The following is a 15175-nucleotide window of genomic DNA, read 5'->3' as shown; positions in this document are numbered from 1 at the left end:
TTTCACCGCGCGCCGGTGACGTCCGGCGCCGACGGACCGACCTCGGGCAGAACGGTCCGCGGCGCGGTGCTCGTGAACAGCCGGTGCCGCGGCAGGCTCTGGCGGGCCGGCCGGGTCATCGTGATCTGGCGGACGAGTTGCTGGAAACAGGAGAGGGCCGCCATGGCGGGCAGCACCGCCGCGGCGATGCCGGTGAAGGTCCGGTCGGCCTGTGCCGCGCAGAGCGCCATCGCGACGGAGGAGAACAGCAGGACGACCACCCAGGAATGCGCGGCCCGGCGCTGGTGCAGCGCGGCCCGCAGAATGGAGAGCGAGGCCACGATCCACGGGCCGTAGACCAGCAGGGGCCACCAGACGGCCGTGCCGCTCTGCGTGAGGAACGCGACGTGGCGCAGGGGGATGTAGGACACGATCCCGCCGAAGACGCTCACCATGGACACGACGGCCGCCGCCAACGCGGCGATCAAGAAGCTGACGGTCTGTAACCAGGTGAACCGCACCTTGCGGACACGCACTTTCCGATGCCCCGAAGGATGGGGCCTGATGGGCGCCAGTTCGGCGGTGATGGTGGCCAGGTTGTCCATCGGGTCGCCGGTGAGGTCGACACGGGCCGGCCCCTCGTTGCGGGGCCTTGGCACGGTGAAGGACGGGTCCGGCGACACCACGTCCTGCAGGAGGTAGGTCATCTCCTCGACCGGGTCCCAGGCCGAGTCGAGAGGATCCGCGGAGGATCCCGCGTGCCGCGTGTCGACCCGGCCGCGGTGCCGCCCGCCGCCGGCCCCGGCCTGCCTGGCACCGGGATAGTCACCCGGAACGAAGAGGTCGGCGTAGTCGTCCATGGAATGCCTGCCCCCCTCAGACACAGGTCACATTCCCGCCGGACTGCGCCTGGGTACCCCATCGCCGGTTCAGATCCTTCTGCGCCGTACCCAGGCATTCCAGCAATTCACCCAGTAGTGGCTCGGTAACATACAGCTCGACCGGTTTTCCGTCCCCGTGCAGAGTGCCACGGGAACCCGGCGCCGAATAGGCCACGGCAGGCGTGAAGATGTACCGCCCCATCACCACCGCAGGGGTTCCGGTGGTGCTTTTCGGCACCGTGTGGACGTGCGGGGGTGTGTGGACGGGCTCTGGTTTTTTCATACGTCGCTAACGCGGCAACCATTACTCGGGTGCGCGGCGAATGAGTGAGCATAAAGCCACCAAAAGCATAGACACAGCATTCATAAGTCAGACTCGGCGCTGCCCGACGAAAAGGTTTTGCTACCGGGGACTTTTATACACGGCGCCGCCCGTACTGCCGCGCCAGCGCGTGGAATGCCTGCTTCGGTTCCCAGTGCCAGTCGGAGTTCGGGTCGTCGGGGTGGTTCTTGAGGGGCTTGACGACCGCGTAGGACGCCATGTCCAGGTCGTAGCGCGGGTTGTCGGGGCGGTGCGGGGCGTCGGCCGTCACGAACTCGAACGCCATCGCCGCGTACAGGTTCATCGATTCGAAGACGTCGAGCAGCCCGGTGAGATACGCGGCCTGCACGCGCTCGCTGCGCACCAGGTTCCCTTTGATCTCCGGCGGTGTCCTGGTGTGGTCGACGGCGTCCCAGCCCATCCCGCCCTGCTCCGGCGCACCGACGAACGTGCAGGTGCCGAACTCGGTGATGGCCAGCGGCTTGCCCCGGCGCCGGAACTTCCGCAACTCACGCACGTACCGCGCCCGTTGCGGGAAGTACGAGTAGTAGTCGATTCCCACGATGTCGAAGAGGTTCCAGTCGACGTTCTCGAACGTGGAGTCCTGCGCGGCGGCGTAACTGAGCTTTCCGCGGAAGACCGACCGCCCGACCCCCGCCGCCTTCGCGGTGAACGCGGCCAGCCGCCGCTGCATCCCCGCCACGTCGAAGTCCTCCTTCCGCAGGTTCCCGATCCGCTCGAAGACGTCGGCACCCGGCACGATCCCCGGCACGAACAGCCAGAACTCGCACCCCACGGCGAGCGTGACCCGCGCCCCCTGCCGCCGCAGCCGCTCCCCGTGCCGGCCCGCCTCCGCGAGGTGTTCGAGGATCTCCTTCTCCGGCACGTCGCCCAGCGTCGGCTGGAGCCAGACGTGGAGCCCGCGCCCGGCGACCTCGTCCGCCGTGGCGGTGAGCCGCTCGACGCCGTCGCCTGTCACTTCGACCGTGTCGGCGTGCAGGTCGTGCGCGATGGCTCGGATGTCGCCGCGCATCCGGCGCTCGCTCCACGCCGTTCCCGGGGTCTCCCCCGCCCCGACGGTGTAGACGACACCGCGGTGGGTGAGCCCGCGCCCCTCGCGCTCCCGGCGGGCGCCCGCCTCGCCGGCGGCCACCGCCGGGACCGGCAGGCCCACCGCCGCACCGACCCCCGCGGCCGCCGCCCCGGCCATGAACCGTGCCCTGCTCATCCTCGCGTTCGCCGTGTTCCCCGCGTTGTCAGCCATGCCGTCAGTCTGTTGAGCCGGGGCCTCCCCCGCTGTCGGCCGATGGTCTACGGCTCCCGGACCAAGGGATGAGCCCGGCCGCCGGAAGTCGCCGAAAGCTGTGCGCCGGATATGAACGGACCAGGTGCCGACAATGACTTCAACAGAATTGTTGACACTTTTCCCGGAGGCGAATTACGTTCGCAGAAGAGATCAGCGGCCAGAGACAGGCGTCCGTGACCGCCGACTGTGAACCTGGGAGAGAAATCATCGTGAAGCACCGGGCAGTGAAGCGCAGGAGTGTCGTCATCGGGATCGGCGCGACCGCGGGAGTCGCGGCGGCCGGCGGTTTCGCCCTGAGCGCGCAGGCGTCGGGCGAGTCCGGCACGAAAGCGTCGAGCGCGTCCGGTGGCCTGGTCTTCGACAAGGACGCCTACACGGAACTGACGACGACCATCACGGACGCCGCCGGTGACGACCACGAGGTGAAGTACCACTTCTACAAGGCCATCACCTACGTCACCGAGCCGGTGGACGAGAGGTACCAGAGCCTGAACGTCAGCGTTCCGGTCGAGATCGACGGCACGGCGGTGGACGCCACCGGCGCGCCCATCCTCCTCGCCAACGCGGTCGGCGGTTACATGCCGTCGTCCGTCGCCGACGCCACCGGTGTGGGCGGGGCCGGCATGACCGGCGCCCCCGGCGGCGCGAGCGCCGGTGCCTCTGCCGCGCCCAGCGCCTCGGCGTCCGCGTCCGCCTCCGGCGGGGTGCAGTCCGGCGGCAACGCGATGCTCGACGGCCGGGGCGAGATGGTCAACCTCGGCAAGCTGGCCCTGGCCACCGGGTACGTCGTCGTGGAGCCGGGCGCCCGGGGCCGCACCCTCGTCGACTCCTCCGGCACCTACTACGGCACGGCACCGGCCGCCATCGTGGACCTGAAGGCCGCCGTGCGGTACCTGCGCGCCAACAAGGGCCGCGTCCCGGGGAACACCGACCGGATCGTCTCCTCCGGGACCAGCGCGGGCGGCGCCCTGTCCGCCCTCCTCGGCGCCTCGGGCGACAGCCCGCTCTACGACGCGTACCTCAAGGAGATCGGCGCCGCCGACGCGAGCGACGCCGTCTTCGCGAGCGGCGACTGGTGCCCCATCACCGACCTGGAGCACGCCGACATGGCGTACGAGTGGAACTGGGGCGCCAACAAGCTCGGTTCCGGCTCGCTCGTCGACCGGACGGTCTCCAAGGAGCTGACCACCGCGTTCGCCGACTACCAGGCCTCGCTGAAACTGCGCGCCAAGGGCTTCGGCACGGTCACCGCCCGCAATCTCGACGAGTACCTCGTGCGTACGTACCTGGAGCCGTCCGCGACCAAGTACCTCGCCGCCCTCTCCGACTCCGCCCGCGCGACCTACCTCGCCGCGAACACGTTCATCACCTGGTCCGGCGGAGGGTCCGGCGGCAGGGCGACCTTCTCCTGGGCCGACTTCCTCACCCACGTGGGCGCCCGGAAGAAGGACGCGCCCGCCTTCGACGCCTTCGACCTGTCCTCCGGCGAGAACAACCTGTTCGGCAAGGGGACCACCAAGGCCCGGCACTTCACCCCGTACAGCCTGCGGCACGAGGGCGGCACCGGCGCGCGGCTGGACAGCGACGTGCCCGCGAAGATCGACCTGATGAACCCGATGCACTTCATCGAGAAGCGCAACCCGGGCCGGTCGAAGCACTGGTGGATCCGGGTCGGCACCAAGGACAGCGACACCTCGCTGACCGTCGTCGGCAACCTCGCCCTGAGCCTGGAGAACCTCGGGGACGACGTCGACGCGTTCATGTACTGGGACGCCGGACACGGCCCCAACGAGGACCCGGCCGAATTCATGACCTGGATCGCCGAGGTGACGGGCTACAAGGTACGCGGCACGAAGTAGCCGCCGCCCCCACGGACGCGGTGTTCGTTCCCGTCATGAGACGACACCGCCCACCGCGACGCCGACACCTGAGCTCATCCCCTGGGCAGCGGGCTCGGCGTCGCGGTGTTCACACCCCGGCTCACGCTCCCCCGAAGGCGCGTACGTACCTTCGCTGCCACGGTGTCTCCACGGCATGGCGGTCGTAGTTCCGCCGCACGAACTCCACGGCCTCCTCGGGCGGCACGCCGTCCAGGACGGCGAGGCAGGCCAGAGCCGTGCCCGTCCGACCACGGCCGCCCCCGCAGGCGACCTCGACGCGTTCGGCGGGATCCGCTGCCCGCTCCCAGACGTCCGTCAGGACCTGGTGGGCCTGCGCCCGGTCCGCGGGCAGCCGGAAGTCCGGCCACCTCAACCACCTTGTTTCCCAAGGGAGTTCGGAAAGCAGGGGTGGCTCCTTGCCGAGGAGGTAGACGCCGTACGTCGGATGGACCACCGCGGGATCGAGGTCGTTGCGCAGCCCTCGCCCCCGCACCAGCCGCCCGGACGGCAGCCGGAGCAACCCGGCCGTCCCCTCACTCCAAGTCACGTCCATTTCACGTCCGTTTCACGCGTCCCACGGTCATCCGACCCCCCGTGACTCCTGGGCGGCTCTCGCCTCGATGCCCCGGAAATGATCCGCCATCGCCTTCCGCGCCCCCTCCGCGTCGTGCGCCCGCAGGGCGACGACTATGTCACGGTGGCGGCGGACCGTGACCTCGGGCGCCGGGTCGTCCGTCCAGCCCCGCACGCCGGAGACCCGCCGGAACACCGTCCAGAAGGCGCCCAGCAGTTGCGGCACCAGGGCGTTCCCGAGGGGCGCGTACAGCAACTCGTGGAACCGGCGGTCGAGTTCGGGAAACGGCCGCCCCGCCAGGCCCGCCTCCTCCATCCGGTCCACCACGTCCTCAAGACGGGCGAGGTCCCCGTCCGACAGGGCCCCCGCGACCCGCCGCATGAGCCCCTCCTCCAAGACCTCCCGGACCTGGAGCATCTCGGCCAACGCGCCCGTGCCGCCCGTGCCGTTCGCGCCGTCTCCCTGCCTGGCCAGCGCGCGGAAGGTGAGGCCGTCGACGAACGGGGTCAGTGAGGCCTGGCCGACATAGGTGCCGTAGCCGTGCCTGATCTCCACGATGTCGAGGGCCTGGAGCGCTTTCAGGGCCTCGCGCACGGAGTTGCGGCTGACGCCGAGGGACTCCATCAGCTCGGTCTCGGTGGGCAGGGGCGCACCGGCCCGGAGCCGGCGGTCGAGGATCAGCCGGGTGACCTCGCGCTGGATCCGGGTACTCACGCGCCGATCGGACATGCGCCGCATCGTACGCGGCAGGGACATCCCACGTCCCACCTCCGGACAGGATCCGCGTCAGCTTCGGGTTGACCACGCGTCAACTGTCCTTGCCGCGGGCGTCATTGGTCGCACCTCTGGCGGAAGCGGCATTCGTGCGTGTTCCCTTGACCGCCCCCGCGCCCCCTCTTATCGTCACGCTGCACCTATGACGTAGGACGTCGTATCTCCCACTCCTTGCTGGAGGAACCGTGCGCGACGCGACCCCCGCACCGGCGCTGCACCGTCGGTCGTTCCTGAAGTACTCCGGCGCGCTCGGTGCCGCTGCCACGATCACCTCCACACTCTCCGCCTGCTCCTCGGGGCCGGAGTCCACGAACGAGACGGGCGACGGGGGCGAGGGGGGCGAGGGCGCCGACCGGACGCTCACCGCGGTGATCGGCTACGGCAACGACCAGAGCTGGGACCCGCTGATGACGGCGTCGGCCTTCGCGATGGCGGGCAACCACCACATCTACGAGGGGCTGCTCGACACCGACCCGATCAGCCGTGAGCCGTACGCGGCCCTGGGGACCGAGGTTCCGGCGGATCTGCGGGCGACCACCTGGAGGTTCACGCTGCGGGAGGGCGCGAAGTGGCACGACGGGCAGCCCGTCACCGCCGACGACGTGGTCTTCACCTATGGACGCGTATTGGACTCGAAGACGACGACCCTCGCCAGGAACTTCTTCGCGTCCTGGCTGAAGGAGGTGAAGAAGGCCGACGACAGGACGGTGGAGCTGATTCTCAAGTTCCCGTTCCCCGAGGGGGTCCAGCGGCTCACGCTCGCGAAGATCATGCCGAAGCACGTGTTCGGAAAGGCGGGTGCGCTGGACGAGGCGACGACGGGAAAGGCGGTCGGCTCGGGCCCGTACCGGCAGACCGCCCACCATCCGAAGTCCAACACCACCTTCGCCGCGTTCGCCGACTACAACGGGCCGCGAAAGGCCGCGTTCAAGAAGATGAACTGGCTGACGATAGTGGACGCCGCACCGCGCGTCGCGAAGATCTCCGGTTCGAGCGCGGGCGCGCAGATCTCCGACAACATCCCGTACGCCAATATCTCCCAGCTGGAGAAGGGCGGACTGAAGGTCGAGGGCGGGGCGGGAATGAACCATCTGTTCCTCCTCTTCAACACCGCCCACAAACCGTTCGACGACGTACGGGTGCGGCAGGCGCTGCACTACGCGATCGACAAGGAGAAGATGATCCAGGCCGCGCTGCGCGGGCACGGAAAGGCCGCTTCGTCTTTCCTCAACGAGGGCAATCCGACGTACCGCAGGGCGAAACCCGTCTACGACCACGACCCGGCCGAGGCCAAGGCGCTTCTGAAGGCCGCCGGGGTCAGCGGGCTGAAGGTCACGCTGATGGCGGTCAACGTGAGCTGGATCGTGGACTGCCTGCCGACGATCAAGGCGTCCTGGGACGCGATCGGGGTGGAGACGACGCTTGAACCGCAGGAGACCGCCGCGCTCTTCACGAAGCTCGACCAGAAGAAGGACTTCCAGGTCGTCGCCGCCGCGTCCAATCCGAATCAGTTCGGGCTCGATGCCGATCTGATCATGCACTACAACTACGGGCCCGGGAACACCTGGATGCGGTATGCGCGGTGGGAGGGGAATTCCGTGGCGAAGGATCTCTTCAAGCGGATGGATGCGGCTACTCGGGAGCCGGATCCCGAGCGGAAGAAAACGATGACTCAGGAGTACATCGATGTCGTCGCCGAGAATGCGGTGATCTATCCGGTGGTGCACAACGAACTGATCACCGCGTGGGATTCCAGGGAGCTTTCGGGGATCCGGGCGCAGCCTTATCCGGGGATAAACGTTCTCCAGGCCAAGTGGGCCTGAGGGTTGCGGGGAGGGTGCGGGCTCGCTGTGGCCGGCCGCGCGGTTCCCCGCGCCCCTGAAAACCGAAAAGCAGGCCCGCTTGTGTCTCAGCCGGATTCAGAGGGTCAGGCGGTATGAGCGAGGAGAGGCTTACTCGTGGTCGCGGTCGTCAGAATTCTGGTCCGGCGGATCGTTCTGCTCGTTCCGCTGATGCTCGGGATCATCTTGTTCGTGTTCGTCGTGATGCGGTTCTCGGACAGTGATCCGGCGTCCGCGTACTTCCAGGGCGCGAACCCGACCGAGCAGCAGCTGCACGACTTCAGGGAGCGCAACGGACTGCTGGACCCGTTCCCCGTGCGGTACTTCGACTTCGTCGGGGACCTGGTCCGGGGCGACATGGGCGTGAGCGCGCTGACGCGGGCGCCGGTCGTCGACCAGGTCACCACCGCGCTGCCGCTCACCATGCAGCTGACCTTCCTGGGCCTGGGCATCGCGGTGGTGCTGTCGCTGCTCGGCGGGGTCACCGCCGCGATCTACCGCGACCGCTTCCCCGACCAGCTGATCCGGGTCGTCTCGCTCACCGGTGTCGCGGCGCCCGGCTTCTGGCTGGCGCTGCTGATGATCCAGTACCTCGCCGTGGACCTGGGCTGGTTCCCGACCAGCGGATACGTGAACCCGGCCGACTCGTTCACCGGCTGGCTGAAGACCATGACGCTGCCCGCGCTGGCCCTGTCGCTGCCGGTCGCCGCCCAGCTCACCCGGATCGTCCGCACGGCCGTGGTGGAGGAGCTGGACCGGGACTACGTACGGACCGCGATCGGCAGCGGCCTGCCGCCGGTGGTCGTGGTCGGGCGGAACGTGCTGCGCAACGCCCTGATGAACCCGCTGACCGTGCTCGGTCTGCGCGTCGGCTACCTGCTCGGCGGGGCGGTCGTCATCGAGACGATCTTCAATCTGCCGGGTATGGGGAAGCTCATGATCGACGCCGTGAAGAACGGTGATCCGGCCGTCGTGCAGGGCGGCGTCCTCACGATCGCCTTCGGCTTCGTCATCGTGAACCTGGTCATCGACATCCTCTATCTGCTGGTCAACCCGCGTCTGAGGAGTGCCGAGGCATGATGCTGATGTACCGGAAACGGCTCACCGACGCCCTTTCCCTGCCCGGTGTCCGCCTCAAGGGGTTCACCCGGCTGCCCCTGATCTCCCGGATCGCCGTCGTCGTCATCGCGGTCGTCGTCCTCACGGCCCTGCTGGCCCCGCTCATCGCCCCGCACGACCCGCTCGAACAGTTCCCGCTGGTCGATCACGGGAACGGCGAGGGCGCCCCCTCAGGCGAGCACTGGATGGGACAGGACAGCCTGGGCCGGGACATCCTCAGCCGGCTGATGTACGGGGCCCGCTGGTCCCTCGCCATCGGCCTCGGCGCGACCTCGCTCGCGCTGGTCGTGGGCGCGCTCATCGGCGCGATCGCGGCGACCTCCCGCAAGGCGGTCGACGAGACGCTGATGCGCTGCCTGGACATCGTCATGGCCTTCCCGGGCATCGCGCTCGCGGCCGTCTTCGTCGCGGTGTTCGGCGGCGGCATCCCGATCCTCATCGGCGCGATCGCGTTCCTCTACATGCCGCCGATGGCACGGGTCGTACGGGCCAACGTCATGGACCAGTACGGCGAGGACTACGTGACCGCCGAGCGGGTCATCGGAGCGCGCACCCCGCACATCGTGTGGCGGCACGTGGCCATCAACTGCGCCGCCCCGGTCCTGGTCTTCTGCACGGTGCAGGTCGCCGAGGCGATCGTCTTCGAGGCGTCGCTGTCCTTCATCGGCGCGGGCGTCCGGCCGCCGGACCCGTCCTGGGGCAGTGTCATCGCGGACGGCAAGAACATGGTGCTGACCGGCGGCTGGTGGGCGACCGTGTTCCCCGGACTGCTGATGCTGGTCACCGTGCTGTCCCTGAACATCCTCTCCGAGGGCGTCTCGGACGCGTGGGCGGCGCCCGCGGCCCGCGACGTGCCCACCCGGGAGGCCGAGGACCGGCTGGAGACGCCCGAACCCGGCAGCGGGAAGGTCCTGGAGCTGCCGGGCCTGACCGAGGCGGCCCTGCGGCTGCGCGGCCGGGCCCGCCCCCTGCCCCAGGGACAGCGACCGGTGCTGAGCGTCGAGAACCTGGCCATCGGTTTCGACAACCGCCACGGCGGTGTGGACATCGTCGACGGCATCAGTTTCGACGTACAGCCCGGTGAAGTCCTGGGCCTGGTGGGCGAGTCCGGCTGCGGCAAGTCCCTGACGGCCCTCGCGGTGATGGGCCTGGAACCGAAGGGCGCGCGGGTCCGCGGCCAGGTGCGGTTCAACCAGCGGCAGTTGGTCGGCGAGCCGATGAGCGTACGGCGCAAGCTCCTCGGCCACGAGATGGCGATGATCTACCAGGACGCCCTGTCGTCGCTGAACCCGGCGATGACGGTCCGCGCCCAGCTGGGGCAGGTGGTCAGAAGGGGCGGCACCCGCACGGGCACCGAACTCCTCGAACTGGTCGGCCTGGACCCGGAGCGCACCCTGCGCAGCTACCCGCACGAGCTGTCCGGCGGCCAGCGCCAGCGCGTACTGATCGCGATGGCGCTCTCCCGCGACCCCGGGCTGATCGTCGCCGACGAGCCGACGACCGCCCTGGACGTCACCGTGCAGGCGCAGATCATGGAGCTGCTGCTGAGGCTGCGTACCGAGCTGGACTTCGCGCTCGTCCTCGTCTCGCACGACCTGGCGCTCGTCGCGGACGTCACCGACCGGGTGGTCGTGATGTACGGCGGCCAGATCGTGGAGTCGGGCGTGACGGCGGACCTGGTGGAGTCGCCGTCGCACCACTACACGCGCGGCCTCCTCGGCAGTGTCCTGTCGCTGGAGTCGGCGGCAGAACGGATGACACAGATCAAGGGGGTCGTGCCCTCCCCGGCCGACTTCCCGGCGGGCTGCCGCTTCGCCGACCGCTGCCCGATGGCGACGGAGGTGTGCCGGACGGACGCACCCCGGCTGGCGGGCCCGCCCGGCCGCCACGAGGTCGCCTGCCACCATCCGGCGATCCCCTTGGCGACGGCCATGCCCACGACTACGACACCGACCGGACCGACGGAAGCGAGGCCGTGACATGACCGGATCGGGCGGCCCCCTCGTGGAGCTGGACGACGTGCACGTCGTGCACAAGGCGCGCACCGGCGGCGTGTTCTCCCGCGACCGCGTGTACGCCCTGACCGGCGCCGATCTCACCATCGCGCCCGGCGAGACGGTTGGCGTCGTCGGCGAGTCCGGCTGCGGCAAGTCGACGCTCGCCAAGGTCCTGGTGGGGGTGCAGCGGCCGACCTCCGGGACGGTGTCCCTGCGCGGCGGCGACCTGTGGACGATGGCTCCGGCCGAGCGCCGGACGACGGTGGGCGCCGGTACCGGCATGATCTTCCAGGACCCGTCGACGGCCCTGAACCGCCGGCTGACGGTACGGCAGATCCTGCGCGACCCCCTGGACGTGCACCGGCGGGGTACGGCCGCGCAACGCGACGACCGGGTACGCGAGTTGATGTCCCTGGTCGGACTCCCCAGGGCGCTGGCGGACGGCCTCCCCGGCCAGCTGTCGGGCGGACAGCGGCAGCGGGTCGCCATCGCGCGGGCGCTGGCACTCGACCCGGACCTCGTTGTCGCCGACGAACCGACGAGCGCGCTGGACGTCTCGGTCCGCGCCCAGATCCTCAACCTCCTCCTCGACCTGAAGGAACGGCTCGGCCTGGCCCTGGTCTTCGTCTCGCACGACATCCAGACCGTACGGAGGATGAGCGACCGCGTCGTCACGATGTACCTCGGCCGGATCGTCGAGGAGTCCCCGGCCGACGAGGTGACCGACCGGTCCCGGCACCCGTACACCCGCGCCCTCTTCTCGGCGACGCCCGGCCTGCTCGACCCCATCGACCCGATCCCGCTCGTCGGCCCCGTCCCGTCGGCCACCCGTCCGCCGAGCGGCTGCCCCTTCCGGACGCGCTGCTGGCGGGCGGACGGGGCGTGCGCCGAGACGATGCCCGGCTTCGCGGCCGCGTCGGCCCCCGGGCACCGCTTCCGCTGCCACCATCCTGTCGAGGACGGCCTGTCGACCCGCGACCTGGTCGCACAGGCCGTCACCGCCGTACCGGAGGCCACCGCCCTGGCCGACGTCCCGGGCCGTACCCCGGCCGACGTCACAGCCGACATCCCGAAGGAGCCTTGATGACCCTTCCCGCCCCGCTGACCGGTGTCGTACCGCCCGTCTGCACGCCCCTGACACCGGACCGCGAGGTGGACGTCCCCTCGTTGACCGGACTGGTCGACCACCTGCTGGAGGGCGGGGTGGACGGCCTGTTCGTCCTCGGAACGTCCTCCGAGGCCGCCTTCCTGACGGACCGGCAACGGCGGCTGGTCGTCGAGACGGTGGTCGGCCACGTGGCGGGCGCGGTGCCCGTCCTCGCCGGCGCCATCGACATGACCACCCCGCGCGTCCTCGACCACGTCCGGTACGTCACGGAGGCGGGCGCCGACGCCGTGGTCGTGACCGCTCCCTTCTACACGCGCACGCATCCGGCGGAGATCGCCCGCCACTACCGCCTCGTCGCCGCCCGCTCACCGGTGCCGGTCCTCGCGTACGACCTGCCGGTCGCCGTCCACTCCAAGCTGGGCGCCGAGCTGGTGCTGGAGCTGGCCGCCGAGGGGACGCTGGCCGGGCTCAAGGACTCCAGCGGCGACGAGGGCGGCTTCCGGGCGGTCGTGACCGGGGCCCGGGCGCACCCCGGCGTCTCCGGTTTCAGCGTGCTGACCGGCTCCGAGCTGGTCGTCGACTCGGCGCTGGCGATGGGGGCGGACGGGGCGGTGCCGGGGCTGGCGAACGTCGACCCCGCCGGGTACGTGCGGCTGTACCGGCTGTGCCGTGAGGGGGAGTGGTCGTTGGCGCGGGCCGAGCAGGAGCGGTTGTGCTCGTTGTTCGGGATGGTGCGGGTGGGAGACGGGGGGCGGATGGGGGGTTCTTCGTCGGCGCTCGGGGCGTTCAAGGCGGCGCTGCACCTGCGGGGCGTCATCGCGTGCCCGGCGACGGCGGAGCCGCAGGTGCCGCTGTCGGCGGAGGAGATCGCGGGGGTGGGGAAGTTCCTGGCGGGGGCGGGGCTGCTGTAGGGCCCTTCCTCGGCCGGGCCGGCCGGGCCGGCCGACCCGAGTGATGAGTTTTCGCACCCGCACCCGTCACACGTACGACAGAAGCACGACGATGCGGAAGGGTGACGTGATGAGTGCGGACACGTGGGTGGAGGAGCTGGGTGTGAGCGGTCTGGGCGAGGTCGACGAGCCGGCGTTCTCGGGGCTGGCGGAGCGGCACCGGCGGGAGCTGCACGTGCACTGCTACCGGATGCTCGGGTCGTTCGAGGACGCCGAGGACACCGTGCAGGAGACGTTCCTCCGTGCCTGGCGGCGGCGGGAGACCTTCGAGGGCCGGTCGACGTTCCGGGCCTGGCTGTACCGGATCGCCACCAACGCCTGCCTGGACCTGCTCGCCAAGAGCCGCCCTGAGCCCGCGACCGGCGGCGAGGTGCTGTGGCTGCAGCCCTATCCGGACCGGCTGCTCGACGAGCTGCCCGGGGGTGGCGCGGACGAGCCGGAGGCCGTCGCCGTCGCCCGGGAGACGATCGAGCTGGCGTATCTGGTCGCGGTCCAGCACCTCGCGCCGCGCCCGCGGGCCGTGCTGATCCTGCGGGATGTCCTCGGCCGGCCGGCGAAGGAGGTCGCGGAGCTCCTCGGAGACTCCGTCAACTCCGTGAACAGCGCGCTGCAGCGGGCCCGCGCCGGCCTGCGGGAGCACCTGCCCGCCGAGCGGCAGGACTGGACCGGCGGCGAACAGGACGCCAGGACGCGCGAGCTGGTGCGCCGCTACACCGACGCCAGCGTGGCCACGGACATCGACGGCCTCACCGCGCTGCTGCGGGACGACGTCCGCTGCTCGATGCCGCCCACGCCGGGCCTGTACGTCGGGCGCGACGCGGTGGTGAACGACTGGGTCGAGAACGGCTTCGAGGGCATGACGGGCCTGCGCGCCGTCCTCACCTCCGTGAACCGGCAGCCCGCCGTCGCCTTCTACCACTGGCGGGAGCAGGAGGCCGCGTACCTGCCGCTGACGATCGACGTCCTGCGTGTCACCGGCGGCGCCATCACCGAGATCATCACGTTCCACGACGACCGCTTCCCGCAACTCGGACTGCCGGAGCGCCTGATCAGCCCGTCCGGCGCTTGAGGACGAGCGCGAAGCGCGATGGCGGGGGCGAGGAAACGCCTACAACTCCCCCAACCCCACCCGCCGGAACTCGATCGTCTCGTACGGCCCCGCCGCACCCGTCTCGTACAGCACCCCCACTCTCCCCGCACCGAGCTGCACAAGGTCCGAATACGCCGCCCGCCGCCCGGACAGCGTCAGAGCCTTCGTGAAGCTCCCCCCGCCGTCCCCACTGCGCCACACGGCCATCGCCTGCCGAACCGTCGGCACGGACGGCCCGGAGAACAGCAACGGGGCATCGGCAGGCCCCTGGACCTGCAGCACACTCCCCTGCACGACGGGCACGTCGGAGAGCGTCGGCTGAACCCGGAAGGGCCGGTCGAGGGTGACACCCCCGTCACCGGAATAGCTGTCGAGCCGGTTCCCCGGACTGCTCCCGTTCTGGTCCCGCGAGCTGAAGTACAGCCGCCCGTCGGGCAATTGTGCCACGGCACTCTCGTTCGCGTTGTCGACCCCGTCGTAGGAGTCGTCCACGAACCCGATCCGCCACGTCGTCCCGCCGTCGTCGCTGTAGACGGCGTGCGCCCCGTAGTACCTGGCCTCCTGCCCGGTGTCGGCGGAGCCGTCCGGTGGCGCGGCCGAGTGGTTGGCGGCCACGACGAGCCGCCCGGCGTGCGGACCCCGGGTCAGCGCCACCGCGTGCCCGGGCCCGGTGGCGTACCACCGCCATCCCGGCAGCTTCACGGCGGCGGTGATCTCCCGGGGCGCCCCGAAGCGGCGCCCGTCGTCCCGGCTCGTCTGCACGAAGACCCGCCGGCTCTGCGCGGCCGTCACCTCGCCCCGCATTATCTGCGCCTCGGTCACAGCACCGCTGTTGTAGGACGTGAGGAGGACGACCTTCCCGGTCCGGGGGTCCACGACGGGCGCGGGGTTGCCCCGGGTGTCACCGTCACCGGCCGCGACGACGGAGAGCGGCCCCCATGTGCAGCCGCCGTCGCCGGACCGTCTGAGGACGACGTCGATGTCGCCGGTGTCCCCGGCGCCGTTGTGTCTGCCCTCCGCGAAGGCGAGCAGCGCGCCGGTCCTGGTCGTGACGGTGGCGGGGATGCGGTACGTGTCGTAGCCGCTCTCCCCGGCCGCGAAGGGCACGGAGGACACGCACCCCCTGGCCGGACGCTCCGCGGCGCTCGCGCTCCCGGTGGACGCGAGGGCGGCGGTGAGCCCGGCGACGACGGACGCGAGGGCGACCGGCCGAAACGAACGTGCACGTGAATGTGAATGTGAGCGTGAATGTGAGCGTGGACGTGGGCGACTCGCGAGGCTCATGTCTTCTCCTGACAGCACAGGGACCGGCAGACATAGGACGTGGGATGTCGGCGGTGAAACTACTGCGCAC

Annotated in this window: 12 protein-coding genes; 7 read left to right on the top strand and 5 right to left on the bottom strand. The window is 70.4% G+C overall.

The features are described 5' to 3' along the window. Positions 1–2: 2 nt before the first annotated feature. Both OHS59_RS29980 and OHS59_RS29975 read right to left on the bottom strand, forming a co-directional pair. On the bottom strand, positions 3–839 hold the full coding sequence (locus OHS59_RS29980) for a DUF2637 domain-containing protein (protein ID WP_328496458.1): 837 nt from the start codon (positions 837–839) through the stop codon (positions 3–5). 437 nt (positions 840–1276) lie between these two features. Beyond that, positions 1277–2446 (bottom strand): abortive phage infection protein, encoded by a 1170-nt coding sequence (locus tag OHS59_RS29975; protein ID WP_328496457.1) that lies wholly within the window; start codon positions 2444–2446, stop codon positions 1277–1279. Positions 2447–2697: 251 nt separating this feature from the next. Between OHS59_RS29975 and OHS59_RS29970 the strand changes: the two genes are divergently transcribed. Next, on the top strand, positions 2698–4347 hold the full coding sequence (locus tag OHS59_RS29970; RefSeq protein ID WP_328496456.1) for a subtype B tannase: 1650 nt from the start codon (positions 2698–2700) through the stop codon (positions 4345–4347). A gap of 121 nt (positions 4348–4468) precedes the next feature. Here OHS59_RS29970 and OHS59_RS29965 read toward each other — a convergent pair whose 3' ends face one another. Both OHS59_RS29965 and OHS59_RS29960 read right to left on the bottom strand, forming a co-directional pair. After that, on the bottom strand, positions 4469–4921 hold the full coding sequence (locus OHS59_RS29965) for a protein-tyrosine phosphatase family protein (RefSeq protein WP_328496455.1): 453 nt from the start codon (positions 4919–4921) through the stop codon (positions 4469–4471). A 27-nt stretch (positions 4922–4948) separates the two neighbouring features. Beyond that, entirely contained in the window at positions 4949–5680 is a 732-nt protein-coding gene (locus OHS59_RS29960) for a FadR/GntR family transcriptional regulator (RefSeq protein ID WP_328499416.1), read from the bottom strand. Between the two features lie 221 nt (positions 5681–5901). On the opposite strand from OHS59_RS29960, the gene OHS59_RS29955 reads away from it, so the two are divergent. The 6 genes from OHS59_RS29955 to OHS59_RS29930 all read left to right on the top strand — a co-directional run bounded on the left by OHS59_RS29955 (position 5902) and on the right by OHS59_RS29930 (position 13800). Beyond that, positions 5902–7539, top strand: coding sequence for an ABC transporter substrate-binding protein (locus OHS59_RS29955; RefSeq protein WP_328496454.1), 1638 nt, complete (start codon positions 5902–5904; stop codon positions 7537–7539). 135 nt (positions 7540–7674) lie between these two features. Next, entirely contained in the window at positions 7675–8637 is a 963-nt protein-coding gene (locus tag OHS59_RS29950) for an ABC transporter permease (RefSeq protein ID WP_328496453.1), read from the top strand. Further along, on the top strand, positions 8637–10655 hold the full coding sequence (locus OHS59_RS29945; RefSeq protein WP_328499415.1) for a dipeptide/oligopeptide/nickel ABC transporter permease/ATP-binding protein: 2019 nt from the start codon (positions 8637–8639) through the stop codon (positions 10653–10655). Before OHS59_RS29950 ends, OHS59_RS29945 begins: the two co-directional genes overlap by 1 nt. A gap of 1 nt (position 10656) precedes the next feature. After that, the gene (locus tag OHS59_RS29940) at positions 10657–11757 is read left to right on the top strand and encodes an ABC transporter ATP-binding protein (protein ID WP_328496452.1); all 1101 of its coding nucleotides are present in this window, start codon (positions 10657–10659) and stop codon (positions 11755–11757) included. After that, positions 11757–12692: a dihydrodipicolinate synthase family protein gene (locus OHS59_RS29935; protein ID WP_328496451.1), complete on the top strand. Its 936-nt coding sequence runs from the start codon at positions 11757–11759 to the stop codon at positions 12690–12692. The genes OHS59_RS29940 and OHS59_RS29935 overlap by 1 nt, the downstream gene beginning before the upstream one ends. A gap of 109 nt (positions 12693–12801) precedes the next feature. Further along, entirely contained in the window at positions 12802–13800 is a 999-nt protein-coding gene (locus tag OHS59_RS29930; protein WP_328496450.1) for an RNA polymerase subunit sigma-70, read from the top strand. Between the two features lie 39 nt (positions 13801–13839). On the opposite strand, the gene OHS59_RS29925 is transcribed toward OHS59_RS29930, so the two are convergent. Continuing rightward, positions 13840–14937 carry a sialidase family protein gene (locus tag OHS59_RS29925; RefSeq protein WP_443061524.1) on the bottom strand — a complete coding sequence of 366 codons (1098 nt, stop codon included), beginning with the start codon at positions 14935–14937 and terminating at the stop codon, positions 13840–13842. Positions 14938–15175 lie beyond the last annotated feature (238 nt).

Source organism: Streptomyces sp. NBC_00414 (assembly GCF_036038375.1).
Classification (GTDB): Bacteria; Actinomycetota; Actinomycetes; order Streptomycetales; family Streptomycetaceae; genus Streptomyces.
The sequence above is the reverse complement of the archived record's forward strand: the minus strand, read 5'-3'. Positions and strand labels throughout refer to the sequence as shown.

Bases quoted from the DNA above. Each gene is read 5' to 3' on its own strand.
- OHS59_RS29940 (WP_328496452.1), top strand. From the start codon at position 10,657: ATGACCGGATCGGGCGGCCCCCTCGTGGAGCTGGACGACGTGCACGTC.
- OHS59_RS29930 (WP_328496450.1), top strand. From the start codon at position 12,802: ATGAGTGCGGACACGTGGGTGGAGGAGCTGGGTGTGAGCGGTCTGGGC.
- OHS59_RS29945 (WP_328499415.1), top strand. From the start codon at position 8,637: ATGCTGATGTACCGGAAACGGCTCACCGACGCCCTTTCCCTGCCCGGT.
- OHS59_RS29960 (WP_328499416.1), bottom strand. From the start codon at position 5,680: ATGCGGCGCATGTCCGATCGGCGCGTGAGTACCCGGATCCAGCGCGAG.
- OHS59_RS29935 (WP_328496451.1), top strand. From the start codon at position 11,757: ATGACCCTTCCCGCCCCGCTGACCGGTGTCGTACCGCCCGTCTGCACG.
- OHS59_RS29975 (WP_328496457.1), bottom strand. From the start codon at position 2,446: ATGGCTGACAACGCGGGGAACACGGCGAACGCGAGGATGAGCAGGGCA.
- OHS59_RS29980 (WP_328496458.1), bottom strand. From the start codon at position 839: ATGGACGACTACGCCGACCTCTTCGTTCCGGGTGACTATCCCGGTGCC.
- OHS59_RS29965 (WP_328496455.1), bottom strand. From the start codon at position 4,921: ATGGACGTGACTTGGAGTGAGGGGACGGCCGGGTTGCTCCGGCTGCCG.